The following is a 26,069-nucleotide window of genomic DNA, read 5'->3' as shown; positions in this document are numbered from 1 at the left end:
CCTTCTGTGGATTGACGTGTCAATTCTCGCCCCGCGCGGCAGATGCGCCCGTGGTGCGGGGCTGGCGTTCGTTGTTCGGCAAGCTCAGCTTGCGTCTTGCAGGATCATGCCTGCAGCCCGCATCGCCAGCATCATCGTCGGGGCATTGATGTTGCCCGACGTGATGTTGGGAAAGGCCGAGGCATCGACCACGCGCAGTCCCGGCACACCATGCACCTTCAAGCGGGCGTCGAGCACCGAATCCTGCGGGCCGTGCCCCATGCGGCAGGTGCAAGACGGATGATACACGGTCGAGGCACGGCTGCGAAAGGCTTCGAGGAGCGCGGCGTCATCCATCGTGTCGAACTCCGGGCATTTGGGCGCGGCGGTCACCGCTTGCAGCTCCGGGGTGCGGGCAAGGCTTCGGATGACCTTGCTTGCCTTCACGGCGGCTGTCCTGTCTTCTTCTGTGGCAAGCGAGTTGGGCTGGATGATTGGCGCATCGAGGTGGGACGCCGAGGCGATCCGCACGTGCCCTCGGCTGGTCGGGCGGCAAGGCTGCGCAGACAGAAGGTAGCCGGGCTCTTTGTCCAGAACCACCTTGCCGGCGCTGTTTACCTCGTATGAGGCCGGATTGCAAAAGAGCTGCACATCGGGTGCCGTCTCTTGCGCGGAGGAGCGCACGAATCCCCCCACCTGGTTGACGGGAACAGAAAGCGCGCCCTTGCAGGTCAAGGCATACTGCATCGCGGCGCGCAGCCGCCCAAAGGGTGTGCCCAAAAGCGAATTCAGCGTCGGCACACGCGCCCGGAACTGATAGGCAACCGCCAGATGATCTTGAAGTCCCTGTCCGACATGTGGCAAATCTCGCCGCACTTCGATCCCATGTGACTTCAACAGATCGGCCGGACCAATGCCCGACAACTGAAGCAACTGCGGTGTATTGATGGCCCCGGCACACAAAATCACTTCCCGGCGGGCCCGGACGCGCCGGATTTGTGCACCGCGTCTATAGGAAAGCCCGGTCACCTGCGCGCCGACGAACTCCAGCCCGGTCACATGCGCCCTCGTGACAACATGCAGGTTGTCTCGCCGGGTGGCGGGCCGCAAGAAGGCGTCAGCGGCGGACCACCGCTTCCCTGCGCGCACGGTGCTGTGATAAAAGCCCAGTCCCTCGGCGCCGAGCTGGTTCATGTCGTGCACTTGGGAGAATCCGGCAGAGCGGCCCGCGTCCAGAAAAGTCTGCGAGAACGGGTGCATCTGATCGGACAGGTCCTGCACCCACACCGGCCCGCTGGCAGTTTTCTCCGGCCGAGGGTCGGCGCCCGCGCGTGTCTCCATGCCATCATAGGCCCCTTGCACCTCGGGCCAGCCCCATCCCGTTGCGCCCGCAGCCTCCCAATCGTCGAAATCTCGCGGCAGGCCGCGCACGTAGGCCATGGCGTTGATCGAGCTTGATCCCCCGATGACGCGGCCGCGCGGCCAATAGACCTTGCGGCCAGCAAGACCAGCGTCCTCTTCGGTCACATAGCCCCAATTCACTTTGGGATTGGCAAAGTTCATTGCATAGCCGATAGGGATCTTGATCCACATGCGCGCGTCACCGCCGCCCGCCTCCAGCAAAAGGACGCTATGGCGTCCATCGGCGGACAGGCGATCGGCCATCACGCAGCCGGCGGATCCGGCGCCAACGACAATATAGTCAAATTCATCCATCTGCATTTCCCGCCTGAACATTTCGCGATAAAGGGACAAAAACGGCAGTTTAACAAACAACGACTTTCACCGCCGAGACCTTATAATTTTTGGGTCGTTAGACGTGAGCGCGGCAGGGTGAATGGTCATGTCGAGAGTTGAGAAGGGACGCACGAATGCGAAGACTGCCCCATGCCACCTGGCTGCGTGCATTTGATGCCGCGGCGCGTCACAGCTCATTTACGGCTGCGGCGGACGAGCTTCACCTGACGCCAGCAGCGGTCAGTCAGCAGATACGGCTGCTGGAAAAGCAATTGGGCGCCGAGTTGTTCAAGCGGTTGCCCAAGGGTGTGGCCCTGACCGATGTCGGGCAGGCCTATGCGCAGCCGATCCGGACATCCTTTCGCGAGATGGAAAAGGCAACGGACGGGCTGTTTCGCATGCAGCGCAAGTCGACCATTCGTGTGCGGTCGTCAATCTCCTTTGCCGCTCTGGTCCTGGCGCCGCGCATCAATGCGTTCCGCGCGCTTCATCCCGAGATCGAAATCGAACTCTTTACCACGATCTGGTCCGACCGACAGACAGATGCCGGTATTGATCTGGACATCCGGTATGGCGACGGCGACTGGCCAGAGCGTGATATCGTGCCGCTTCAGGTCGATGATGCGGTGGTCGTGTGCCATGCTGACCACGCTGCATCCTTGGGCAAGGACCTGTCGATTGCAGGTCTGGCAGCCGCCAGTGTGGTGCAGATCGTCGGCTCCGAATCCGATTGGGGGCGTTTGTCGGATTACCATGGGCTTGATCTGCCGGTCCCGATCCATTGGATGAAGGCCGACTCGTCGTTGATCGCGCTTCAGATCCTGACCTCCGGGCATGGCTCGGCTATCGTCAGCCGCAGTTTTGCCAGAAGCTATCTGGACAGCGGCGCGCTGATCGCGCCCGTTCCGTTCGAAATCCCGATGTTGCAGAAGTTCTTTCTGGTTCGATACGACAGCTTGAGAGAAAGCCCCGATATCGGCGTGTTCCAGGATTGGCTGATTGCGCAGCAGCTGTAATTCATGCGCCTGAGTTCAGGCGTTGCGCGCATCCTCGGGCCGGTTAGCATTGTGTGCCCAAGGTTTTTCCAACTTGGACGCGCTGCGGATTTGATCACTGGACACCGATTCGAACTGCCGAGTTTCCCGCGGCGCGTCAAAACCCTCAACTTGAGCCGATTGACCAACTTTTGGCGACAGAGGCTGCGCCTGAAGTTCGACACAATTGATGCCCGCCGTGCGGCAGCAAAAATGTGATTCGGGAAACAATCGGAATGCGAAATTTGGCCACTGCGCCAGCATGATGAGTGCAAAGTCCCTTGTTTTGTGAGGGATAGCAGCATCTGACTGCAACGCGCGGAAAGAAACAATACGAACCGCTCACGCCTGTTTTGCGCCTTGCCTGGGGCAGATGTGACCGGATTCGACCAAGGTCAAACCATATTTTCTTCAAATTCCTCTTTGTTGCCCCTTGCCGGTGGCATACAACGAAGTTGCCCAACTGGGGGGCAATGTCTGTGGTCACGGGGGCGACCACACGAACCGCGCATTCTTGCGAATGTGGAAACGTGTGAACGCCGTATCGCTGCTGCTTGGCGGTATCGCAATTAAACTCACGGTCGCGGGGTCTTCCCGCGGGGCGATGCTGTTCGATCAGTCGCCTTCCTCATTCACATCATGCCGGTCTTGTGCAGGTCGCTGTCCGTGCGCGTCAGCGTCTGGTGGCATTTTGTAACGACCGCGATCCGCGGGCGCGCCGGCAACGGTCGTATATGAGGAGTGAGTTATGGGTATCGATAGAACAGACACCGGTGCAGGCGTCGTTGATGGAACGAGCGGAGACGACACGATCGACAGCACCTATGCGGATGATCCCGAAGGTGATGTGATCGACGGCGGTGACGCCGCCCTTCCAGGTGAGACGGGTGACGATGACATCGTCAATGCCGGGGACGGCGATGATGTCGTCTTTGCGGGCGCAGGCAATGATGAGGTCTTTGGCGGTGCGGGCGACGATTCGCTGGACGGCGGCGCGGGCGACGACCTGCTGGTGGGTGACCGCGACACCAGCGACAATGAAACGTCGCGCGAGGTTCTGCGCTGGAGCGAGGCACCTGACCCTGATGGCGAAGACGGCACACCCGGCATCGACAATCAGGATGCTCTGAACGACTTCACCATGACCACAGGATCCGTCGACGTCAGCTTCTCAAGCACGAACACGATGAACGATCCGACCGTCTTTGCCACTGTTCCGCAACTGGTGGACGGTATCGACACCGACGGTGCGCCTGCCGATCCAACCAGTTCACTGGACAGTTTTCTGGGAGGAGAAGGGAACAGCAGCACGTACTCTCTGGGCTATTCCCGCCCGGTCGAGAACGTGTCGTTCCGCATCAATGACGTGGACGCCGATGCTGTCGTAACGGTCACGGCCATGGGGCCCGATGGCCCGATCACGGTGAACCTGACCGCTGGCGAAAATGTCACGCTTTTGGACAACGATGCGGTCCCCGGTGCAGAAACCGCAGACAGCAATGGTGGCCAAGGGCTTGAAACATCAGCTGAGTATTCCGTTCTGGTGGATATTCCGGGTCCGGTGTCCGAGATCACGATCGAGCACAGCCAGGATGGCCCAAATACCACGGGCGTTTCGTTCACGGATGTCTATTATGACGTATCTCCGGTCGTTACGGCTGGCAATGACACGCTGACCGGTGGCGAAGGGGATGACACCCTGCTGGGCGAGGGCGGCGACGATCTTCTGATCGGCGGCGCCGGTGCGGATAGCATGTCAGGTGGCACAGGACGCGATACGTTCATCATTGACGAGGCGGCGGATGGCAATGGCGACGTCGTCGATGGCGGCTCGGATGGTGACGATTTCGACACGCTGGACCTGACGGGCGTGGGCAATTTTGAGATCGTGGACGAGACCGACGACCCTGATGGCAACTCGACCAGCGGCACGATCAATTTCCGGGACGGTCCCGACGGCGAGATCACCGGCTCGATGACCTTCCGGGAAATCGAGAAGATCATTCCCTGCTTCACGCCCGGCACCGTGATTGCCACGCCCAAGGGCGAGCGTCTGGTGGAGGATTTGCAGGTTGGTGACCGCATCATCACCCGCGACAACGGTCTTCAGGAAATCCGCTGGATCGGACGACGCGATCTGGTGGGGTCCGAGCTGCTTCAGGCACCGCATCTGAAGCCCGTGCTGATCCGCGCCGGTAGTCTTGGCCGCGGTCTGCCCGAGCGTGACCTGCTGGTCAGCCCGAACCACAGGGTGCTGATCAACAACGAGAAAACGGCGCTCTATTTTGAGGACCGCGAAGTGTTGGCCTCGGCCAAGCATCTGACGGACCTTGAAGGGGTCGATGCGGTGGATACGCACGCGGTCAGCTATATCCACTTCATGTTCGATCAGCACGAGGTTGTCTTGTCGAATGGCAGCTGGACCGAAAGCTTCCAGCCCGGCGAGCAGACGCTTGACGGAATGGGCACCGAGCAGCGCGACGAGATTTATGCACTTTTCCCGGAACTGCGTGATCTCGAGGGCATCGAAGCCTATCAGGCCGCGCGCCGTTCGCTCAAAAAGCATGAAGCGCGTTTGCTGACCAAGTAAGCCTTTGCAGCCGGACCGATCCATCCTTTCAAGGGTGGGTCGGCCCTTGGACTCCAGTGGCGGGGGCCATCATGGTTCCAGAAAATCGGACAATCCCGGCTGAAAGGCCGGGATTGTTTCGTTCGTCTTGAAACATTAGCGATCAGTCCTGATGCGCGCGCCAGGCGGCCCAGGCCTCGGGCGTGTCGAGGTCAGTGATGGCGCGGGCGCCTTGCAGCGTAACGGGATGGTAGCCCGCTCTGCGGATCAGCGGCGCAGCTCCCCGATCGCCCGTCACTTGAGCAAGCTGCGCGAAATACCGTGCCGGAAAAACGGTCGGATGGCCCGGCGTGCCATCCTCGGCCACGGCGCGCAGGATGCGGGTGGGGGCCGCCGCGTGGGCGGCCAGCATTGTCTGCATGTCGTTTGAGTCAATGTCGGGCAAGTCGGGCAGCACGATCATTAGCGCGCCCGTCTGCTCGGGCAGCGCGGCAAGCCCCGCGCGCAACGATGCCGCGATCCCTTCGGCGGGGTCATCGACCGCGACCAGATGCGCGCCAGTCCCTTCAAGCGCCGCAATCCGCGCAGGGCGGTCCGCGCGCGTCGTCACCAGCACCTTGGCGCCGGTCGCCAAGGCCCGCAATGTCTGGCGCAGCAAAAGGGGCTGGCCGTCCACATCCTCCACCAGCTTGTCACGCCCGCCCATGCGCGACGAGGTGCCAGCAGCGGGCAGGAGGATGGTGCAGGTCACTCCAGCGTTCGCGCAAGGGCGCAGAACTGCTCCAGCCCGATGGTCTCGGCGCGGTCTGTCGGCTGGATGCCGGAGGCCAGCAAGCGGTCCTCGATATCCGGGGCCAGCCCCTTGAGCGCCGCGCGCAGCATCTTGCGACGTTGGCCAAACGCCATGGCAACGGTGCGCTCCAGCAGCTTGGGCTGCGCCGGAAACCGTGGCTGGGGCAGGGCGGTCAGGTGGACCACCGCGCTCGATACCTTGGGCGCGGGGCTGAATGCCTCGGGCGGCAGGGACATCACGATGCGCGGCTCGGCGCGCCATTGGGCCAGCAGGGCCAGCCGCCCGTAGGCCTTGGAGCCGGGGGCGGCGACGATGCGCTCGGCCACTTCACGCTGAAACATGAGGGTCAGGCTGTCCCAGAAGGGCGGCCATTGGTCAGGCGTGAGCCAGCGCACCAAAAGCTCGGTCCCCACATTATAGGGCAGATTGGCGGCAACGCGGATCGGCGGCGTCAGATGCGCCAGCGGATCGATCCTGAGCGCGTCACCGATCATTACGGTCAGGCGGCCGGGATAGGCCCTTGCGATCTCCTCCAGTGCGGGCAGGCAGCGCGGGTCTTTTTCGATCGCCAGAACCTTGCGCGCGCCTTCGGCCAGAAGGCCTCGGGTCAGACCGCCGGGGCCGGGGCCGATTTCCAGCACATCCGAGCCGCTCATGTCGCCCGCAAGCCGCGCGATCTTGGCGGTCAGGTTCAGGTCGAGCAGAAAGTTCTGGCCCAGCGATTTGCGCGCGCTGAGGTCATGCGCGGCAATGACCTCGCGCAGCGGGGGCAGCGCGTCGATGCTCATGACTGGCGCGCGGCGCCCATGCGCGCCGCCATCTTCAGCGCCTCGATGAGCGAGGTGGGATTGGCCATGCCGCGCCCCGCGATATCCAGCGCGGTGCCGTGGTCGGGCGAGGTGCGCACGATCGGAAGGCCGAGCGTGACGTTTACGCCCCGGTCGAAATCAAGCGTCTTGATCGGGATCAGCGCCTGATCGTGATACATCGCGATTGCCGCGTCATAGCGGCTGCGGGCGGCGGCGTGAAACATCGTATCGGCGGACATCGGTCCGATGATATTCATGCCCTCGGCCTGCAATTCGGCGACAAGCGGCGCGATCAGGTCCAGCTCTTCTCGCCCCATCTTGCCACCTTCGCCTGCGTGGGGGTTCAGACCCGACATGGCCAGGCGCGGTGCACTGATGCCGAAATCGCGTCTGAGGCCCGCGTGGGTGATGCGGATCGTGTCCATAAGCAACTCGCGCGTCAGCTTGCCGGGCACCTCGGACAGCGGAATATGGATCGTCGCGGGCACGACGCGCAGCTGATCGCTCGCCAGCATCATCACGACGCGCGGCGTCCCGGTCAGCGCGGCGAGATACTCGGTATGGCCGGGATGGCCAAACCCCGCGCCGTCCTGAAGCGCCTTCTTGTGGATGGGCGCGGTGCACAGCGCCAGCGCCGCACCATCCCGCACCAGATCGACACCGCGCGCGATGGCCTCAATGACGCCTTGCGCGTGGTCCCGATTGGGTATGCCGGGCGTCAGTGATCCTGGCATGGGCTGGGGCAAAACCGGCAGCCCCTGGGCGGGGTCGGCCTGACCCGGCCGGTCGATCACCTGCACGGGGCAGCCCTGTGGTAGGTGTGACGGATCGCCGATCCAGAAAAAGGGCAGGGATGCCCCGAGCGTTTTCCACGCCTTTTGTGCCAGTTCAGGGCCGACGCCCGCAGGCTCGCCGCAGGTGAGGGCGATAGGCAAGGGGACGCTCGCAGGCATCAGTATTCGATGATCCGCGCCTCGGCGCGCAGCTGCTCCAGATATCCGTTGGCAAAGGATTCAAGGCGCCGCGCGGCAATCTGTTGCGACAGCTGTTCGGTATTGTCACCTGCAGCCTCACCGCCCTCACCGCCTTCAACGTCGATGGTGCCGTCATCGATGCTGTCGTCATCGGGGAGCGCGGCAGTCTCGCCCGCTTCTTCGATCGTCTCGCTGCGGCCGCACATCATCAACAGGACCAGCGTCTGGCCGCCTGCGCGCGTGACATCGTAGGACACTTCGCCCGGATCAAGGCGCGAAAGCGAGATGGCGATATCGTTCGGGATTTCACTGGGTGCCTTTGTGCCGCGCTCCAGCACGTTTTCGGGTTGGCCTTGCGCGATGCCATAAAGATCGTCGCAGGTGTCGGTCTGCTCGCCGATCTGCACCGCGCGGCCCAGCGCCTCGGGCGAGCGGCCGCCGGGGATGTAATAGGCGGCATATTCGATTGCGCTATAGGACGGCTCGGGCACGTCCGTTTCCTGAATGTCGCGCAGCTGAAAGAGGGCGACTGCCCCGTCGAGCGGCAGCGGATCGGTCACCTCGCCGGGCGCAAGGCCAAGAACGAGCGGGCGCAGCACCGGGGGCAACTGCGTGATGGGCTGCCATGGCAGCAGGCCGCCCTCGTCGCGGGTGGCGGTGGCCGAGAATTGACGCGCCTGCGCGCTGAAGGCGCCGGTCGAGGTGATGTCGGCGATCTCGCGCGCCTTGGCCATGGCCTGCTCTTCGCCGGGCCCCTCAAACGGGATGATGATCTCGGACAGAAGGACGCGCACGCCGGTGCCATCGGACATCGCGGCGCGGGCGCGGTCCAGATCGTCTTCGGTGACCGAGACGCGCGCGCCGAAGCGCGCTTGCGTCACCTCGCGCCAGATCAGGCCCGCGCGGATGAAATCCGAGAAAGTCTGCTCACTGACGCCGCCGCGCTCCAGCAGGGCCATCATCTGATCGGCGTTCAGGCCGCCTTGGGTTGCAAAATTCTCCATCCCGGCGCGAATCTGATCATCCGTGACCGTGATGCCTTGGGCTGCGGCGGCCTGGGCCTTGAGACGGTCCTCGATCAGCTGCTGGCGTGCCAGGCGGGTCGGATCGGCCGGTGCGCGCAGAAGTTTAAGAAGCTCGGCACGCTGGTTCAGCTCATAGCGCGTGACGGCAGCGCCGTTGACCTTGACCACAGGTTCAAAGAGGCCTTGAGCCGTGGCGGCACCCGGCAGCGTCGCCGAAGCGCCGAGCGACAGGGCGAAGGCGAGGCCAATGGCACGCATGGCATGGGGGAGGGTCGTGATCAGTGAGGTCATTTCTTGCATTCCCGAACGTAGCTTTTGTCCTCGGCGCGGGCGCTGAAGCCGCGAAGGCCGACAGTCAGCGATATGTCCGTCGACGGCTCGAGGATAGTGGAAGAGGTGAAGCGGCGCGAGGCCGAAAGCGTAACATCGACGCATTCATTCGTATAGGTGATGCCGACGCCCGCATTGACACTTTGGTCGCTGGCCACGTCATAGCGCCATTCGGCGCTGCCTGTCCAATGCCGCGACAGGCGGTAGGAGCCATCAAAGGCCCATTCCGAGATCGTGCCGGGCCGCTCCTCCTGCGGATCGGAGCGAAGCCAGATGTAGGTGGCGCCAAGGTCCAGCGCGTCGTTGCGCCAGCCAGCGCGCGCCTCGGCCTTGGTCGTCTCGAACGCGCCATCAAAAAGGCTGCGCGCGGTCAGGGTCAGGCCGTTCTGCGTCGCGATCTGGCCCGCGATCAGCATATCCGAAGTAGAGCCTTGCAGGCCCGACGAGACCGAGAAGCTCTGCGTGCCGGTCGTCTCCAGCTGGGCCTTCTCGCGCACGATCTGCCCCAGGCTGAGCGTGCTGCGCAGCCCTCCCGGCGCAAATCGGGTCCAACTGACGCCGAGTGCGGCACTGGCGCCGCGCTCGCGCCGATCCGTGGCGGCAAAGCGCGACAGGGACAGAAGATTGCCCTCGTCGAACTCGTTTCGCGTGCTTTCGTCATTGGCGATATTCGGTGTGCCGCCGCCGACCCACGCCAGTTGCACCACAGGCTCGATCATGTGAACCGTGCCGCGCGGCGTTGTCTTGGCCAGCGGATAGCGCAGCGTCAGAGCGGCGCTTGGCACGGCGTCTGTAAAATTGCTGCGCGAGGTGGCTGCGGCCCCGCGCACGTTGATATGATCGACCGCAACGCCCGTCTGGAAGGCCGCGCGCAGTCCGCCCGCCAGCGTCCAGCTGCGCAGCCAATCGGCGCTGGCCGTCAGCCGCGCGACATCGCGCCCGTCGGCAAAGCGGTCGATATCGGGCCCATCGGTGCGCAGCGAGGACGAGCGGTAATGACCATGTGCCTGCGCGGCAAAGTGCAGCTCGCCGCCAAGGCGCGCAGGAAAAATGCGTTTCTCATAATCGAGGTTGCCGACGCTGGTCGGCAGGGTCGCGTTGATCTCACCGGGCCGCAGGGTGTGGAAATAGGTCAGCGCCGCGCGGCGCCACTCGTCGCGGCGCACCCGCTCGACCGACAGCTCGCTATCGAGGCGGTCTTTGCTGGAATAGCCGTAATCCACCAGATATGCGTCATCCTTGACCGCCTCGATGTCGAATTGCAGAACGTAATCCTGTGGCAGCTCAAAGACACCGCGGCCAAAGATATAGGCCCGCCGGTCGCGCCGCGCGAGATCATCGTCGCTGATCGCGCCCTCGAATTCGATCCCGCCAGAGCGGAACTCCTGGCGATAGCGAAACTCCAGTGTGCGGGTCTGGGTCGCGTAGTAGGGCGTCAGCGTCAGATCCTTGTCATCCCCGATGCGGATGAAATAGGGCACCTTGACACCAAACCCGAGCAGAGAGGAGTTGTAGAGCGACGGCGTCAGAAAACCTGTCAGACGCTCGACCGTCGGATCGGGCAGGCGCAGGCGCGGGAAATAGGCGATCGGCACGCGGCCGACGCGAAACTGCGCGCCTTCAAGGAAAATCTGCCGCGTTTCAGTGTCATGGATCACCCGGCGCGCACGGATCTGCCAAAGCGGCGCGTCACCCTCCGTGCACACCCGGCAGGAGGTCACAGCCGCCTTGTAGAGCTGCGAATAGCGTCCATCGGTGCGGCTGATCTGATTGGCGGCCAGTTGAAGCTGGTCATCCATCACCAGCCGCGCACCCGTCAGGATACCGTTTTGCAGGTCGCGATCCAGCTGGCCTGCATCAGCCAGCACGGTAGTATATTGGCCATCATCCAGCGTCAGTGGCCCGGTGATCTGCAATTGATCGGTGGTGCGGTCGTAGGTGATGCTGCGCGCCTTGAGACGCTGGCCGTCGAACATCGCCTCGACGTTGCCCGTGGCGGTCAACGTGCGGTCCCCGTCGATCGTCACGTCATCTGCGACGAGGAGTGCGGGCTCTGGCTGCTCCGTGCCGGTGCGCGCCTCGAACCCCGGACGCGCCTCGGGACGCCGCTCTTGCGCGCCCGGCTGGCCGGCCGTTAGCGCGAGTGCGGCAATCCCTGCAATGAGGCCAGTGGTGAGGGCGCGCGCGCGGATCATCCGTCCTCCATATGCAAAACGATGCCAAGCGCCAGCATAAGCGATGCGACCGGCGGCGCCCATGCCGCCAAGACAACGGGGATCTGGCCATTTTCACCCAATACCTGCGCGAAATTGCGGATGTAATGCAATGAAAAGCCCAGCAGGATCGCGACCAGGACCGAAACGCCGGTATTTGTCGTGCGCACGTGGCGCATGGTGAAGGCGGCGGCAATCAGCACCAAAGACATCAGGAAAATGGGGCGTGACAGCTCCATCTGATACCAGACGGCATAGCGGCGTGCGGAAAACCCGGCCGCCTCCAGCTGTGCGATGAAAGCCGGCAGATCCCAAATCGGTATGTATTCGGGCTTGCCAAAGCTGTCGACGATGCCCTCGCGCGTCAGCTCGGAGGGCACGGACAACGTATCCATCCGCTGCGCGCTGGCTTCGGGATTCAACTCGGTTGTCAGGGTCCAGACCTTGACGTCTTCCAACTCCCACGCACCGACCCCCAGCGCCGCGCGGCGCGCGGTGATGCGGCGGACGGGCTGGCCGCCCGGTGCAAAGGATATGAAGGTGGCATCATTCAGCACCGATACATCCGCGCTGGCGGAGACGGCGTGAATCACGGTCTGTCCCTCTGCGCTGCCCTGGCGCAGCCACAGTCCCTCGGACGAAAGCGCGAGGATGTTTGATCCAAAGCCGCTATAGGTGGAAACAAGCTCATGGTAGCGCTTGCTCGAGGCCGCCACCAGCGGGTTGAACACCGTGATCGAGACAAGCCCGATCAGCGCGGCCATCAGCACGGGCGCGCTCATCCCGCGCAATCCCGACAGGCCCGACGCGCGCACAACCACCATCTCGGACGAGCGGGCAAGGCGCACGAAAAGCGCGACGGAGGCCAGAATGATGACCAGTGGCAGGATCTCGTAATTGGCATGGGGCAGGTTCAGCGCCACGATCTCGGCCACGTCCCAGACGCTCAGCTCAGGAAAATCCTGAAGCTCGTCCACCATGTCGATCAGGCCCAGGATGACCACGAAGACGGCGGTGATGCCCAGATACATCCACAGGAACTTGCGCGCGAAATACCAATGCAGCGTCATGGTGCGATCCCTGTGGCAGGGCGGCGACGGATGCCGCGCAGGCGCCGCAAAAGACTGGGTCGTGCCGCAGAGTAAAGCAGGATCCACCCGGTAACAAAGCCGATCAGTGATGGCAAATACAGCAGGGGCCACATCATCGGTGCCGCCAGAACAGGGCCCGCCACGACACTTTCGATCAGCTTGATCCCGATCAGAAGGATGAACGCGGTCAGAATCTGCCGCCAGACGCCAAACCGGCTGAACCCGCCCTGCAAGAGCGTGGCAAACCCGATCAGTGCCGCCACGATGCACAGGATCGCCTGGGCAAATCGCGCATGCAATGTGGTCACGGCAACACCAAGCGTTACGCCCGTGCGCTCGGCCACGGCACCGGGGTTGCGGATCAGCTCGGGCGTCGTCGCAAAGGTAATACGGTCGAGGTTGAGCGCGCTGGTCGAGACAAGGCGGCTGATATCGTAAGAGAAATCGTCGAAATGCGTCGTAAAGAGGCGCTGCCCATCCGCCGCGATATTCTGTGCCAGCCCGTTCAGCATCACCAGCTTGGTTCCACCGCCTTCCTGCACCAGATAGGCTTTGGACGAGGTGTAGGTCGTCGGCGCCTCGGCCCGGCGCCGGTCCGAAAGGAAGACATCGCGCAACTCGCCCTGCGGCGTGATCTGGCGGATGTAGAAGGTGACGCCTGCCGCAGGGTGTAGAAACTCGCCCTCGGTCAGCAACTTGGCGGTGATGTTTCCCGACACTTCGGCGCGGCGCGTCTCGAGTTGCTGAAGGCTGAGCGGGATCAGCACATGCGACAGCAGCGACATCATCAGCGCCACGATGACACCGAAGTAGAGCACGGGGCGCGCCATGCGCCAAGGCGAATAGCCGGTGGCCTGCATCACGGTCAATTCGCTCTCGGTGGATAACCGGTTGGTGACGTAGATGGCGCCCGCAAAGGCGGCGATCGGCAAGACAACGCCGATCACGCCCGGCAGCGTGAGCGCGGTGAATTCGACAAAGACCCAGGACGACTGACCGTCGCTGACGAGGCGGTCGAACATGCGCACCGCCTTGTTGATCCAGAAGATCGACACCAGCACCAATGCGAAAAAGCCGAAGAGCACCATGAATTGCGACAGCATGTATCTGTCGAATCTGGCCACGTCGCATCCCCTTCACACAATATCTGGTGCACGCTACCTGAAACGGCGGTCCGGTAAAACTGCTAAAGAGGATGCGCCGGGGGCAATGCGCGGCATTGCACTCACCCTCAAAATGCGCAGAGTCCGGGTCAGATACATATCTGCGCGCGCCGCTCGCTTGGGCGCGCCGCCACACATCTTTCAGGAGCCGCATCATGACTGCACCCGCATCCACCCGGATCATCCAGACCGACCTCGACACCTTGGCCTCCGCCACTGGCCGGATCGCTGTCGTCATCGGCAAGGACGGCAAGCTGGGCGAGGCGGCGCGCCGCATCAACAAGCTGACGCGCGGCGCGCTGGCGCGGATGATCGAGGGCGGTGCGGTCGAGGCGATGAAATCGGGCGAGGTCAAGACCTTGGCTTGGCCCGCGGGCCTCAAGGCCGAGGCGGTCGACGTGCTCTGCCTCGAGCGCGGCGCGAAAGAGATCGAGGCGCGCAAGGCGGGCGCGGCGCTTGGCAAGCTGCTTGGCGAGGACGGCATGACCGTTCTGGCCGCGCAGCAGCGCCGCCCCGTCGATCTGATGCTGGGCATCGTGCTGCGCGCCTACAGCTTTACCGCGCGCAAGACGGGCGATCAAAAGAGCCTTGGCGAGGTGACGCTGATGGTCTCGAAACCAGATGAAGTGAAAGCCGAGGCCGAGGCTGCCCGCGCGGTAGCGGAGGGCGTATTTTTCACGCGTGATCTGGTCAGCGAGCCTGCCAACCACCTCACCACCACCGAATTCGCCAAGCGCATCAAGGATATGGAAAGCCTTGGCCTGAAGGTCTCCGTGCTGGAAGAGGACGCGCTTGAAAAGCTCGGCATGGGCTGCCTTCTGAGCGTCGGGCATGGAAGTGCCAGCCCCTCGAAGGTCGCTGTGATGGAGTGGAATGGCGGCAAGAAGGGCGACGCGCCCCTCGCGCTGGTTGGCAAGGGCGTCGTCTTTGACACGGGCGGCATCAGCCTCAAGCCCGCCGCCGGGATGGAAGACATGACGATGGACATGGGCGGCGCGGGCGTCGTCTCGGGCGTGATGCGTACGCTGGCGCTGCGCGGGGCACGCGCCAATGTGGTCGGCCTCGTCGGTCTGGTCGAGAACATGCCCTCGGACCGCGCGACGCGTCCCGGCGATGTCGTGACGTCGATGAAGGGTGATACGGTCGAGGTCATCAACACCGACGCCGAGGGCCGCCTCGTTCTGGCAGATGTGATGTGGTATGCGCAGGAAACCTACAAGCCGCGCGCGATGATCGATCTGGCGACCCTGACCGGCGCGATCATCATCGGCCTCGGGCACGACAATGCAGGCGTTTTCAGCAATGACGACGCACTCTGCGCGGATTTCCTCAAGGCCGCTGGCGCCGAGGGTGAGGGCGCCTGGCGCATGCCGATGGGCCAGTCCTATGACGACCAGATCAAGAGCCAGATCGCCGATATGAAGAACGTAGGCGGGCGCCCCGCAGGCTCCATCACGGCGGCGCAGTTCTTGCAGCGCTTCGTTCAGGAGGGCACGCCTTGGATCCACCTCGACATCGCAGGGGTCGCCTCGGTGAAGTCCGACACCGATTATGCCCCCAAGGGCGCGACGGGTTGGGGCGTGATGGCGCTCAATCGGCTGGTTGCGGATATGTCCGAGGAGGGCTGATGGGAGCCGCCTATTTCTATCACCTGACGCGCGCGCCGCTCGAGACGACGCTGCCAATGCTGCTCGACAAGGCGCGGGGTGCGGGGTGGCGCGTTGCGGTCCGGGGGCGTGATGGGGCGCAGATGGACCGCCTCGACGAGGCACTATGGGCCGCGGGCGGGGACGACGCGTTCCTGCCCCATGGACGCGCGGGGCAGCCGCATGCGGCGGATCAGCCGATCCTGTTGACCACCGCCGCCGACATGCCCAACGGGGCCACCTGCCTCATGACGGTGGATGGCGCCGACGTGGCCCCGGACGAGGTGCAGAGCCTTGACCGGGTCTGCGTGCTATTTGATGGCAATGATGAGGCCTCGGTTGCCCATGCACGCACCCAATGGAAGGCGCTGACCGATGCGGGATGCGCCGCGCAATACTGGTCAGAGGAATCGGGCCGGTGGGAAAAGAAGGCCGAGAAAGAGCCCGCCGCATCACGGTGACGCAGGCGGGCGGGTCCGAGGGGCGGTCTTGCGGGCCTACTCGCTACGCAGCGGGATCTTGTCCTTGTTCAACTTGTAGCTCCACGGCAGCTCGCTGTTTTTCCAGCCGTCCTTGAGGCGCACTGGCCCGCGCGGGTCGTCCTTGAGCGATCCCCCCTCGAACCCGTCGACCACGACATAGACCGCTTCGAGGTCCAGCGCGGCCAGCGCCTCTGCCGAGGGTGCGCCGCGCGCGCCGCCCGAGCGGCACATCAGGATCACGGGCGTGTCCTTGTCCATGCCGCGCGCCTCCATCTCTGTTGCGATACCTGCGGCAAAATCCGGGTTCTTGCGCATCTGAAACACCGGCTTGTCAGGATTCCACGCGGTCGGATCGACCTGCAAGAAAGGCACGTTCACATCCACAACATCCGTCCAGCCGGTGAACATGATCTCGATCGGCTCACGCACATCGACAAAGAGCACCTCGTCGCCCTGCGCCTGCTTCATGTCATAGGCTTCGCTGGCCGTCAGGTAGAGGCCCCATCGGGTCTGATTGGCGGGGTCTTCGGGTGTCTCCGCCGCATGGCCGACCCCTCCGAGGGTTGCGGCGACAAGGGCCGCTCCAAACCATTTCATCATCATATCCATATCCTCCGCAGGGGTCAGAAGGTCAGGACGCGAGCGTTCGGCATCATCATCCGCTCGGCCATTTCCGGGGGCGAGGCCACGGTGATGCCGTCCAGCAGCACATCGGTTTCGGCGCCCTTGCCCGGCAGGTAGATCGCGCAGACCTCGACGGTCGCGCCCGCCTCGCGGATCTTCTGCATCAGGCCCTGCGGGCTCATGTCCATGGGCGGCTGGCCTGCGGTCGCGCTCTCGGGCGCATCCTTGAGTGCGATGTCACCGCCCGGACCGCAGAGCAGCATATGCCCAGTGGCGCCGGCCTTGATGGATTGCATGGTAAGGACCATCCCCATCAGCTGCGTTTGCGCATCCGCGCTGGTGATGACGGTTACAACACTGGTCGGCGCGTCGGCAGCAGCGGCAGGCAGGGCCGCGAGGCCAAATCCGGCAGCGCAGAGGGCCGATATGAAGGGAAAGCGCATGGAAAATCTCCTTGAGGTGCAATTTCTCAAGGGACACGCTACGCACAAACGGTGCGGCGCGTTTGATTTGGGTCAATCAGGCCTGCGGTGCGGTGACGCAGGGGCGGCCTCAGCGCTCCAGCACCAGCGTGCCGCCCGTGATCTGCATGTTCGTGAACCGCTCGAGATAGCCCATGCCCAGAAGCGACTCGCGCAGCTCGCCCGAGTTGACGACCGCGCGCACGTCCCGGTCCATGATCCCCTCGACCGAGAGGGTGGCAAGGCGTACAGGCGCGGTGCGAACGATGCCGTTGGCCGTGCTGGCCTGCCCGGTGAAATTCAGGTCTTCGGGGTTCAGACCTGCCGCGACGGCATCATCGCGGCTCAGGACGATGTCGCTGGCGCCGGTATCGACGACAAAGCGGATGGGCGCACCATTCACCTCTGCGGACAGATAGTAATGCCCGTTGGCCGCGCGCGGCAGCTCGATCCGGCCTGCCTCGGTGCTGACCGATTGGCGCGGGGCAACGGTGCTGCGCACATCGTCCCAAAGGCCGATGGCGGCGATCACACCGATAAAGATAGCGCCCCAGACGGCCGCCTGCTGCAATGTCTTGCCCAGCGAGTCGCGATTGGCGGCGAAAAACCACATCATGACCGCGCAGCCCAGCACGATCAGATAGACAAGATGCGCGGTATCAAAATTCGTGTTCATGACGTCAAGATAAGGTGCATCGCCCGGTTTCGCCAGATCACGCGGGATCTATAACGCCATGCCAAATCCGCGCAGCCCGTCGAGCACGAATTGCACCGCCAAGGCCGCCAGCAGCATACCAAGCACGCGGGTGACAACATTGATTCCCGTCTTGCCCAGCACCCGCTCGAGCAGGCCCGCGCCGAGGAAGGAAATGAACACCATGGTCAGCACGACAAGCATCGTGCCCAGCACCCAGGCAAGGCCCGAGAGGCCCTGATGCTCGCCCGTCAGAAGGATGATCGTCGCGATGGCGCCGGGCCCCGCGATCAGCGGAATGGCCAGCGGAAAGATCGAAGGGTCGTCGTGATCGTCCTGCTCGGCGGTATCCTCGCGCCGGGCGGTGCGCCGCTCGAATAGCATGTCGAGCGCGGTGAGAAACAATAGGATGCCACCCGCGATGCGGAAGGCGGGCATGGAGATGCCGATGAAGTTGAGGACCGCCTCACCAAATGCGCCGAAAACGCACAAGAGCGCCCCGCTAACCACGCAGGCGCGGATTGCGATCACTCGCCGCGTCCGCGCGCTCATGCCCCGCGTCAGCGCAAGAAAGAGGGGGGCCAAGGCGATCGGATCGAGCACGATGAAGAGCGTGACGAAGGTCGTGATCAGCGCAGCGCTTTCCATGCCAAGTCCCTTTGATTGATCCGCTAGCGGCGGTTTAGGCCTGCGCGCGCTCCAGCTTTTCCAGCGCGCGCATCCAGAGCGCCTCGGCGCGTTCTTGCGCGTCCATCACCTCGGAATACTTCTTTTGCCAGACGGTCGCCTCGTCCTTGTTGTCCTCGTCATACATCGCGGGGTCGGCCAGTTTCTTTGCCAACTTCTCGGCCATTGTACCCAGCTTTTCGACGCGTTCTTCGCATTTCCTCACGTCCTGCTTGAGGGCCGTGATCGCGTCTTTCGACGGGCGCTTCGGCTTTGCTTCCTTGGGCTTTTCCTTGGCGGCGGGCTTGTCACCGGCCAGAAGCATGTTGCGATAGCTCTCAAGGTCGCCGTCATAGGCGGCGACGGCGCCGTCCTTGACCAGCCACAGACGGTCGGCCACGAGGCTGAGCAGGTGCATGTCGTGGCTGACGAGGATCACGGCGCCGGTATAGGCGGTCAGCGCCTCGACCAGCGCCTCGCGCGATTCGATGTCGAGGTGGTTGGTCGGCTCGTCGAGGATCAGCATATGGGGCGCGTCGATCGTGGCCAGCATCAGCGACAGCCGGGCCTTCTGCCCGCCCGAGAGCTTGCCCACAAGCGTCTCGGCCTGCTCGGCCCCGATGCCAAAGCCGCCCAACCGCGCGCGCAGGCGCGATGGCGTCTCGCCGGGGCGCAGACGGCGAATGTGATCGATGGGTGTTTCATCGACATGCAGCTCTTCAACTTGGTGCTGCGCGAAAAAACCGACACGCAGCTTGGACGAGGTGGTCATCTTGCCACCCATCATCTCAAGTTTGCCGGCCAACATCTTGGAAAGGGTGGATTTCCCTTCGCCGTTCTTGCCCAAGAGGGCGATGCGGTCATCCTGATCGATGCGCAGGTTGAGCCGTTGCAGGATCGCCTTTCCGTCGTAACCCACCGACCCGCCTTCGATATGGATGATGGGGGGCGACAGCTCTTCGGGCAAGGGGAAGGTAAACCGCTTGAGGGCGGCCTCCTGCGGGGTTGTGATCGGCTTCATCTTGGCGATCATCTTGAGGCGCGACTGCGCCTGCACGGCCTTGGACGCCTTGGCACGGAAACGGTCGACAAAGCTCTGCAGATGCGCACGGCGCGCTTCCTGCTTCTTGGCCTCGGATTCGGCGGCCGCCAGCCGCGCGGCGCGCGTTTCGGCAAAGGTGTCGTAGGCGCCTTGGTAGAGCGTCAGTTTCTTGTCCTCAAGATGCAGGATCGAGCCGACGGCACGGTTCAGGAGGCCCCGGTCGTGGCTGACGATCAGCACGGTATGGGGATAGCGCGCCAGATAGGTTTCAAGCCAAAGCGCGCCTTCGAGATCGAGATAGTTCGTCGGCTCGTCCAGCAGCAGAAGGTCGGGCGTCGAGAAAAGGACAGCGGCCAGCGCAACGCGCATCCGCCAACCGCCCGAAAATGCCGAACAGGGCTGTCGCTGCGCGTCATCGTCAAAGCCAAGGCCCTTGAGGATCGAGGCGGCGCGCGCCTCGGCGCCCCACGCGTCGATATCGGTGAGGCGTGTCTGCACTTCGGAAATCCGCGCCGGATCGCTCGCGGTTTCGGCCTCTGCCAGCAGATCGGCGCGCTCGGTATCAGCGGCCAGCACGGTGTCGATCAGCGACACCTCGTTGCCGGGCACCTCCTGGCTGACGCCGCCGATGCGGGCGCGCTGGGGCAGGGTGATGGCCCCGCCTTCCAGTGCAAGCTCGCCCCGGATAATGCGAAACAGCGTCGTCTTGCCCGTGCCGTTGCGGCCCACGATACCCACCTTGTGCCCGTCAGGGATGGTGGCCGAGGCGTTTTCGATCAGCGGGCGACCCGCGATGGAATAGGATATGTCATCAATGCGCAGCATGCGGCATGCCATGCCTTGTCCGCGCGCCCGCGTCAATCGCGCCTTTTCATGCCCGCGGCCCCATGCTATCGGGGCGGCGATCTAACTGGGGCAGGGCATTGGGCCTAGCCTGCATGACAAATAAAGAGGCTGACATGGCAACCGAACGCACGCTGAGCATCATCAAACCCGACGCGACCAAGCGCAATCTGACTGGCAAGATCAATGCCAAGTTCGAGGATGCAGGTCTGCGCATCATCGCGCAAAAGCGTATCCACCTGACACCGGCGCAAGCGGGCGAGTTCTACAAGGTCCACGCCGAGCGCCCGTTCTTTGGCGAGCTGCGTGATTTCATGGCCTCCGGCCCCGTCGTCGTGCAGGTTCTCGAAGGTGAGGGCGCCATCGCCAAGAACCGCGAAGTCATGGGCGCGACCAACCCCGCCGATGCCGCTGCTGGCACGATCCGCGCCGAATTCGCCGAGAGCGTCGGCGAAAATTCGGTCCACGGCTCGGATGCGCCGGAGACCGCAAAAGAGGAAATCGCGTATTTCTTCTCTGGTCTCGAACTGGTCGGCTAAAGACATTGGCTCCGTGTGGCCCTCGGGCTGCCGGACCACCTCGATCTGATAAAGGGTCGCATCCATCAGGATGCGACCTTTTTCGTTGTCGTGGAGGTGTTTGCGCGGCGTTCTTACAGTGCGACCCACGTGGGAGGGATCGCCGTGGCCGATGGCCGCGCGGGTCTCAAGTAACTAGGCGGTGTCAGGCGCGGCGCCCATATGCGCCGGGCCTGATCTTATACACGCGAAAGAAACAGATACTGACAGCAGTTGCCGGGATCAGATGCTGGCGAAATCGCTGAACACCTGCCGCGAGATAACCTGCGGTTTGGATCCTGACTTGCGCGGGCTTGTGCGTTTGATCTGAGATTGGGCGTCAGGGTCGGCTTTGGCCGATTGCGGCTTGGGCGCGGGGGTCGAATCTGGCATCGGGGTGCTCCTGTATAAAGGTTCACGCGCCGGATTTATATCCAGCTGGCAGCTGGCGATAAACTTCATGCTCGCCTCGAACCGGGGCGTGAATATGGAGCAATTGCGGCAAAATCAAGACAAAGACAATATCCTTTGAAAGTCGTAGGCGGGACTGTTCCGAAGCCCCGCCGTTCTCCCTTCAAGCCCTTGTCAGGCCAGCATTTTTTCCACAGTTTCGCCAAAGGCCGAGGGGGTGGGCACGATTGTCACACCCGCGCCCGATAGAATCTCGACCTTCTCTTGTGCCGACTCGCCGAAGGCTGACACGATTGCCCCTGCGTGACCCATGCGCCGGCCCTTGGGCGCCGATAGGCCGGCGATATAGGCCGCGACGGGCTTGGTCATGTGATCGCGGATGTATTCGGCCGCTTCCGCCTCCTGCGGGCCGCCGATCTCGCCCACCATGACGACCGCGTCGGTGCCTGGATCTTTCTCGAAAAGCTCGAGAATGTCGCGGAAGGACGAGCCGTTGATCGGATCGCCGCCAATGCCGATCGACGATGACACGCCGATGCCGCGCGCCTTCATCTGGCTGGCCGCCTCATAGCCCAGCGTGCCCGAGCGGCCGATGATGCCGACGCGGCCGGGCAGGTAGATGGCTGGTGGCATGAGTCCGGCAAATGCCTCGCCGGGGGTGATGATCCCGGCGCAGTTCGGCCCGATCAGGCGCATGCGGCGCGCCTCCTTGTAGCGGCGCATATAGCGTTTGACCCGGATCATGTCCTGCGTCGGGATGCCATCCGCGATGCACACGCAGGTCTCGATGCCCGCATCTGCCGCCTCCATGATGGAATCGGCCGCGAAAGGCGGCGGAACAAAGCAAATCGCCAGCGTCGCGCCCGTCTCGGCCACGGCGCCCTTGACCGTGTTGAAGACCGGCAGGCCATTGTGCAGCGCGCCGCCCTTGCCGGGCGTCACGCCGCCGACGACGTTGGTGCCGTAGTCACGCATCTCCTGCGCATGAAAACTGCCGATTCGGCCCGTGAGCCCGGTGACCAGCACCTTGGATGTCTTGTCGATGAGAATCGCCATTATACTGCCCCCGCCTTGTCTGATGAGGCCGATTTCCAGGCTGCGACCACCTTGTCGGCGGCTTCGGCGAGGGTGTCGGCGGTGGTGATGTCGAGGCCGCTTTTCGCAATGACTTCGCGGCCCTCGTCGACATTGGTGCCCGACAGGCGCACGACGAGGGGAATGGTTAGTTTCAGTTCCTTGACCGCGCGCACGACGCCCTCGGCGATCCAGTCGCAGCGGTTGATGCCCGCAAAGATGTTGACCAGAATCGCCTCGACATTGGGGTCATTCAGCACCGCCTTGAACGACATGAGCACGCGTTCCGGGCTGGCACCGCCGCCAACATCCAGGAAATTGGCCGGCTCGCCGCCTGACATCTTGATCATGTCGAGCGTCGCCATCGCGAGGCCCGCGCCGTTGACGATACAGCCGATGCGCCCTTCGAGGCCGATATAGCTGAGGCCCCGGTCGCTGGCATAGGTCTCGCGCGCGTCCTCCTGGCTCTTGTCGCGCAGCTCGGAAATCTCGGGGTGGCGAAAAAGCGCGTTCTCGTCAAAGCTCAGCTTGGCATCCAGTGCGACGATCTCGCCCGATTTGGTGACGACAAGGGGGTTGATCTCGAGCATGGCGGCGTCGAGCTGGTCCATGGCGTGATAGGCCCCGGTGATCTGCTTGACCGCCTGCGGGATAAGCGCCGCGTCAAGGCCCAGCTGAAAGGCGATCTCGCGGGCCTGAAACGCCTGCATGCCCACAGCAGGATCGACGACCGAACGGATGATGCTGTCAGGCTCGTCGGCCGATATATCCTCGATCTCCATCCCGCCCTGCGCGCTGGCCACGATCACGACGCGCTCTTCGGTGCGGTCCATGACAAAGCCGAGGTAGAGTTCTTGCGCGATGTCCGTCGCTTCCTCGATGTAAAGGCGCCCCACCAGCTTGCCCTGCGGGCCGGTCTGATGCGTGACCAGCTTGCGGCCCAGCATCCATGTCGCGGCGGCGGCGATTTCGTCGTCGGTGCTGCAGATCTTGACCCCGCCGACCTTGCCGCGCGCGCCCGAATGGATCTGCGCCTTGACGACGACACGTTCGCCCGACAGCTCCTGCGCGCGGTAGACGGCCTGTTCGGGGCTGTAGGCGATGCCGCCACGCGGGACGTTGACGCCGAATTTCTTCAGCAAATCCTTGGCTTGATACTCATGGATATCCATTGGGCTACCTCATCCCTTGGCCGCGATGGCATCGGCCACCTGCAACACGTTGTTGGCCATCCGCTCGCTGGCGGCGTCGATCATCTTGCCATCGAGGCTGGCCGCGCCCTTGCCCTCTGCTTCGGCCTTGCGGAGCTCTTCGATGATGCGGCGCGCGCGGGTAACCTCGGCCTCGGGGGGCGAGAATGTATCGTTGGCCAATGCAATCTGGCTGGGGTGAATGGCCCATTTGCCCTCGATTCCCAGCGCGGCGGCGCGCTTGGCCGACAGGGTGTAGCCGTCGGGATCGCTGAAATCGCCGAACGGGCCGTCAATGGCGCGCAGGCCGTAAGCGCGGCAGGCGACGGTCATGCGGCTGAGCGCGTAATGCCACTGATCGCCGGGGTAATCGGGGTTCAGCCCGCCAATGACGACCGTGCGCGCGCGATTGGACGCGGCATAATCGGCCACGCCGAAGTGCATCGCCTCAAGGCGTCCGGGGGCGGCGGCAATCGCTTCGACATTGGCCATGCCAAGGGCCGTTTCGATCAGCGCCTCGAGGCCGATCTTGTGCGTGAGACCCATCGCCTCCTCGATCTGGCTGACCATCGTCTCGACGGTGTAGAGATCACCGGGCAAGCCGACCTTGGGCACGAGGATGGTATCCACATGCTGCCCGGCCTGCTCGAGGATGTCGACCACGTCGCGATACATGTAATGCGTGTCGAGGCCGTTGATGCGGATCGACATGGTCTTGCCCTTGGCCCGCCAGTCAATGTCGTTGAGCGCCGCGATGATGTTCTTGCGTGCCTGAACCTTGTCGGGGGGCGCGACCGCATCCTCCAGATCCAGAAAGATGTAATCGACATCGCTGTCGGCGGCCTTTTCGATCATCGACGGATTCGAGCCGGGCACAGCCAGCTCGGATCGTTGCAGGCGCTGCTTTTTCAGCGGGTGCAAGGTATAGCTCATGTCGGTGTCCTCCCTCAGATCACGGCATGAGGCTCAGCCTGCCCGATCGCGCGCCGGGCGCATACTTTCGCACGGGTAGCTTCGGGCAGGACGGGGAGGGGACCGCACGCCGAACGGGTAGGGGGCCGCTACCCGCGAGGGGCGCAACGGCATACGCCGGGATGCGGAATGTGCGTGCGTTCCGAGGGCGGAAAACATGGGTTTTCCGACGGGAACCACTGCGCGCACATATTCACTATTACAAGGGGCGATCGCTTGATCAGGGTCGGCGCAGTGCGCTCCAAAGACGCTCTACATCCATTGATCTGGCTTTAGCGAGATCGGAGGTTTCACGGTCATGCCCCGACAATTGCCGGGGCATGCCTGGTTCAAGGTCGAGCGGGCTCAGGCCGTCTTGCGGTAATGCTCCTGCGCGGCAGCGACGCCCGCGCCGGGCGTGATGCGCGCGCCTGCATCCATCAGCGCCATCTCGGTGGCCGAAAGCGCCCCGCAGAGCATTACGGGGTTGAGCGAGCCCAGATGCCCGATGCGGAACGCCTTGCCCGCCAGCTTGTTCAGCCCGCTGCCCAGCGATGTGCGGTATTTGGAGTAGGCGCCCGAAATCACGTCCTTGGCGTCGACGCCTTCGGGGGTGTAGATCGCTGAAACGGTGTCCGATTGCCACTCCGGCGCGGCGGCGACCAATGCGCAGCCCTCCCACTGGGCGACTGCCTGGCGCACGCCCTCGGCAAGATAGGCGTGGCGCGCCCAGATCGCTTCCATCCCCTCGCCCAGCATCAGGTCAAGCGAGACGCGCAGACCGCGCAAAAGCTGCGTGGGCGGCGTGTAGGGAAAATAACCGGTGTCGTTCAGCTTGATCATATCGTCGAAGGCGAAATAGCTGCGGGGCATCTTTTCGCTGTTTGACGCGTTGATCGCCAGCGCCTTGTCCGACACGCCGAGGAAACCCAGACCTGCGGGCAGCATGAAGCCCTTTTGCGAGCCGGCCACAGCCAGATCAACGCCCCACGCCTCCTGCTCGAACGGGATCGAGCCGATGGCGCTGACGCCGTCGACAAAGAGAAGCGCGGGGTGGCCCGCCGCATCCAGCGCGCCGCGCACGGCCTCGACGTCCGATGTGACGCCGGTTGCCGTCTCGTTGTGGGTGACGAAAACGGCCTTGATGGCATGGTCCGTGTCTGCCTTCAGCTTGGTGGCATAGTCCTCGACCGGCACGCCCTTGCCCCATTCGACTTCGATCAGATCCACGTCAAGGCCCAGGCGCTCGGCCATATCGGCCCAAAGAAGTGAGAACTGGCCAAATCGCGACATCAGCACCTTGTCGCCCTTGGCCAACGTGTTGGAAATCGCCGATTCCCACGCGCCGGTGCCCGAGGACGGGTAGATGAAGACGCGCCCGTTCTTCAGGCGAAACGCCTTCTTGATATCCTCGAGGAGAGGCGAGACGAAGTCGCAGAAGTCGGGCGCGCGCATATCCTCCATCGGGATGTTCATGGCGCGGCGCACTTCTTCGGGGACGTTGGTGGGGCCGGGGATGAATAGATGGGAAAAGCCGTGCATGATAAACTCCTGTTGCTGGCCTCCTGTATCGGTTGCGGCGGCCCATGGTGCAATGCCCGTCTGCATGGCGCAGGCCGCGATTTTGCGCAGCCCTGCCACCAAACGGGTAGCGTGCGCCTACCCGCGTTTGGCGCGGTCCTGCTTGGCATACCATGGCACACCAGAAAAT

At 63.5% G+C, this 26,069-nt stretch carries 24 protein-coding genes; 5 read left to right on the top strand and 19 right to left on the bottom strand.

The features are described from left to right. Window positions 1-84: 84 nt before the first annotated feature. Window positions 85-1,695 (bottom strand): GMC family oxidoreductase, encoded by a 1,611-nt coding sequence (locus V8352_RS09390; protein WP_336424025.1) that lies wholly within the window; start codon window positions 1,693-1,695, stop codon window positions 85-87. Between the two features lie 155 nt (window positions 1,696-1,850). Between V8352_RS09390 and V8352_RS09385 the strand changes: the two genes are divergently transcribed. Further along, on the top strand, window positions 1,851-2,732 hold the full coding sequence (locus V8352_RS09385; protein ID WP_336424024.1) for a LysR substrate-binding domain-containing protein: 882 nt from the start codon (window positions 1,851-1,853) through the stop codon (window positions 2,730-2,732). Between the two features lie 15 nt (window positions 2,733-2,747). Here V8352_RS09385 and V8352_RS09380 read toward each other — a convergent pair whose 3' ends face one another. After that, entirely contained in the window at window positions 2,748-3,014 is a 267-nt protein-coding gene (locus V8352_RS09380; protein ID WP_336424023.1) for a hypothetical protein, read from the bottom strand. A 484-nt stretch (window positions 3,015-3,498) separates the two neighbouring features. Between V8352_RS09380 and V8352_RS09375 the strand changes: the two genes are divergently transcribed. Further along, window positions 3,499-5,340: a Hint domain-containing protein gene (locus V8352_RS09375; RefSeq protein ID WP_336424022.1), complete on the top strand. Its 1,842-nt coding sequence runs from the start codon at window positions 3,499-3,501 to the stop codon at window positions 5,338-5,340. Between the two features lie 142 nt (window positions 5,341-5,482). Here V8352_RS09375 and V8352_RS09370 read toward each other — a convergent pair whose 3' ends face one another. From V8352_RS09370 to lptF, 7 genes are read right to left on the bottom strand one after another with little or no spacing between them, the layout of a single operon-like run. Then, window positions 5,483-6,070 (bottom strand): nucleotidyltransferase family protein, encoded by a 588-nt coding sequence (locus tag V8352_RS09370; RefSeq protein WP_336424021.1) that lies wholly within the window; start codon window positions 6,068-6,070, stop codon window positions 5,483-5,485. Then, window positions 6,067-6,900 carry a 16S rRNA (adenine(1518)-N(6)/adenine(1519)-N(6))-dimethyltransferase RsmA gene (gene rsmA, locus V8352_RS09365; RefSeq protein ID WP_336424020.1) on the bottom strand — a complete coding sequence of 278 codons (834 nt, stop codon included), beginning with the start codon at window positions 6,898-6,900 and terminating at the stop codon, window positions 6,067-6,069. Before rsmA ends, V8352_RS09370 begins: the two co-directional genes overlap by 4 nt. Next, complete coding sequence (gene pdxA, locus V8352_RS09360; protein WP_336424019.1) at window positions 6,897-7,874, bottom strand: 4-hydroxythreonine-4-phosphate dehydrogenase PdxA; 978 nt, start codon at window positions 7,872-7,874, stop codon at window positions 6,897-6,899. The genes rsmA and pdxA overlap by 4 nt, the downstream gene beginning before the upstream one ends. Further along, on the bottom strand, window positions 7,874-9,211 hold the full coding sequence (locus V8352_RS09355; RefSeq protein ID WP_336424018.1) for a peptidylprolyl isomerase: 1,338 nt from the start codon (window positions 9,209-9,211) through the stop codon (window positions 7,874-7,876). The genes pdxA and V8352_RS09355 overlap by 1 nt, the downstream gene beginning before the upstream one ends. Further along, the gene (locus V8352_RS09350; RefSeq protein WP_336424017.1) at window positions 9,208-11,445 is read right to left on the bottom strand and encodes an LPS-assembly protein LptD; all 2,238 of its coding nucleotides are present in this window, start codon (window positions 11,443-11,445) and stop codon (window positions 9,208-9,210) included. Before V8352_RS09350 ends, V8352_RS09355 begins: the two co-directional genes overlap by 4 nt. After that, a complete protein-coding gene (gene lptG, locus V8352_RS09345; RefSeq protein WP_336424016.1) occupies window positions 11,442-12,533 on the bottom strand; it encodes an LPS export ABC transporter permease LptG in 1,092 nt (363 codons plus the stop codon). Before lptG ends, V8352_RS09350 begins: the two co-directional genes overlap by 4 nt. Next, window positions 12,530-13,657: an LPS export ABC transporter permease LptF gene (lptF, locus tag V8352_RS09340; RefSeq protein WP_336424069.1), complete on the bottom strand. Its 1,128-nt coding sequence runs from the start codon at window positions 13,655-13,657 to the stop codon at window positions 12,530-12,532. Before lptF ends, lptG begins: the two co-directional genes overlap by 4 nt. A gap of 215 nt (window positions 13,658-13,872) precedes the next feature. Between lptF and V8352_RS09335 the strand changes: the two genes are divergently transcribed. Together V8352_RS09335 and V8352_RS09330 are read left to right on the top strand one after the other, a co-directional pair. Further along, the gene (locus tag V8352_RS09335; RefSeq protein ID WP_336424015.1) at window positions 13,873-15,345 is read left to right on the top strand and encodes a leucyl aminopeptidase; all 1,473 of its coding nucleotides are present in this window, start codon (window positions 13,873-13,875) and stop codon (window positions 15,343-15,345) included. Next, complete coding sequence (locus V8352_RS09330; RefSeq protein ID WP_336424014.1) at window positions 15,345-15,824, top strand: DNA polymerase III subunit chi; 480 nt, start codon at window positions 15,345-15,347, stop codon at window positions 15,822-15,824. Before V8352_RS09335 ends, V8352_RS09330 begins: the two co-directional genes overlap by 1 nt. A gap of 36 nt (window positions 15,825-15,860) precedes the next feature. Here the strand turns inward: V8352_RS09330 and V8352_RS09325 are convergent, their stop codons facing one another. The 5 genes from V8352_RS09325 to V8352_RS09305 all read right to left on the bottom strand — a co-directional run bounded on the left by V8352_RS09325 (window position 15,861) and on the right by V8352_RS09305 (window position 20,157). Continuing rightward, complete coding sequence (locus V8352_RS09325; RefSeq protein WP_336424013.1) at window positions 15,861-16,442, bottom strand: rhodanese-like domain-containing protein; 582 nt, start codon at window positions 16,440-16,442, stop codon at window positions 15,861-15,863. 26 nt (window positions 16,443-16,468) lie between these two features. Next, window positions 16,469-16,912, bottom strand: a complete 444-nt coding sequence (locus tag V8352_RS09320) for a hypothetical protein (RefSeq protein ID WP_336424012.1) — start codon at window positions 16,910-16,912, stop codon at window positions 16,469-16,471. Window positions 16,913-17,021: 109 nt separating this feature from the next. Continuing rightward, window positions 17,022-17,606, bottom strand: coding sequence for a retropepsin-like aspartic protease family protein (locus tag V8352_RS09315; protein WP_336424011.1), 585 nt, complete (start codon window positions 17,604-17,606; stop codon window positions 17,022-17,024). Between the two features lie 48 nt (window positions 17,607-17,654). Next, window positions 17,655-18,272: a MarC family protein gene (locus V8352_RS09310; RefSeq protein WP_336424010.1), complete on the bottom strand. Its 618-nt coding sequence runs from the start codon at window positions 18,270-18,272 to the stop codon at window positions 17,655-17,657. Window positions 18,273-18,306: 34 nt separating this feature from the next. Then, window positions 18,307-20,157 carry an ABC-F family ATP-binding cassette domain-containing protein gene (locus V8352_RS09305; RefSeq protein WP_336424009.1) on the bottom strand — a complete coding sequence of 617 codons (1,851 nt, stop codon included), beginning with the start codon at window positions 20,155-20,157 and terminating at the stop codon, window positions 18,307-18,309. 134 nt (window positions 20,158-20,291) lie between these two features. Here V8352_RS09305 and ndk point away from each other — a divergent pair, with 134 nt between their 5' ends. After that, window positions 20,292-20,714, top strand: coding sequence for a nucleoside-diphosphate kinase (ndk, locus tag V8352_RS09300; RefSeq protein ID WP_336424008.1), 423 nt, complete (start codon window positions 20,292-20,294; stop codon window positions 20,712-20,714). A gap of 261 nt (window positions 20,715-20,975) precedes the next feature. Here the strand turns inward: ndk and V8352_RS09295 are convergent, their stop codons facing one another. From V8352_RS09295 to V8352_RS09275, 5 genes are all read right to left on the bottom strand, one after another. Continuing rightward, on the bottom strand, window positions 20,976-21,125 hold the full coding sequence (locus tag V8352_RS09295) for a hypothetical protein (protein WP_336424007.1): 150 nt from the start codon (window positions 21,123-21,125) through the stop codon (window positions 20,976-20,978). Window positions 21,126-21,317: 192 nt separating this feature from the next. Beyond that, window positions 21,318-22,199, bottom strand: a complete 882-nt coding sequence (gene sucD / locus V8352_RS09290; RefSeq protein ID WP_336424006.1) for a succinate--CoA ligase subunit alpha — start codon at window positions 22,197-22,199, stop codon at window positions 21,318-21,320. Then, entirely contained in the window at window positions 22,199-23,389 is a 1,191-nt protein-coding gene (locus V8352_RS09285) for a malate--CoA ligase subunit beta (RefSeq protein WP_336424005.1), read from the bottom strand. The genes sucD and V8352_RS09285 overlap by 1 nt, the downstream gene beginning before the upstream one ends. A 9-nt stretch (window positions 23,390-23,398) precedes the next feature. Further along, complete coding sequence (locus tag V8352_RS09280; protein ID WP_336424004.1) at window positions 23,399-24,340, bottom strand: HpcH/HpaI aldolase/citrate lyase family protein; 942 nt, start codon at window positions 24,338-24,340, stop codon at window positions 23,399-23,401. Window positions 24,341-24,724: 384 nt separating this feature from the next. Next, the gene (locus tag V8352_RS09275; RefSeq protein WP_336424068.1) at window positions 24,725-25,900 is read right to left on the bottom strand and encodes a pyridoxal-phosphate-dependent aminotransferase family protein; all 1,176 of its coding nucleotides are present in this window, start codon (window positions 25,898-25,900) and stop codon (window positions 24,725-24,727) included. Between the last annotated feature and the right edge of the window lie 169 nt (window positions 25,901-26,069).

It is taken from the genome of Roseovarius sp. D0-M9 (assembly GCF_037083805.1).
Lineage (GTDB): Bacteria > Pseudomonadota > Alphaproteobacteria > Rhodobacterales > Rhodobacteraceae > Roseovarius.
The sequence above is the reverse complement of the archived record's forward strand: the minus strand, read 5'-3'. Positions and strand labels throughout refer to the sequence as shown.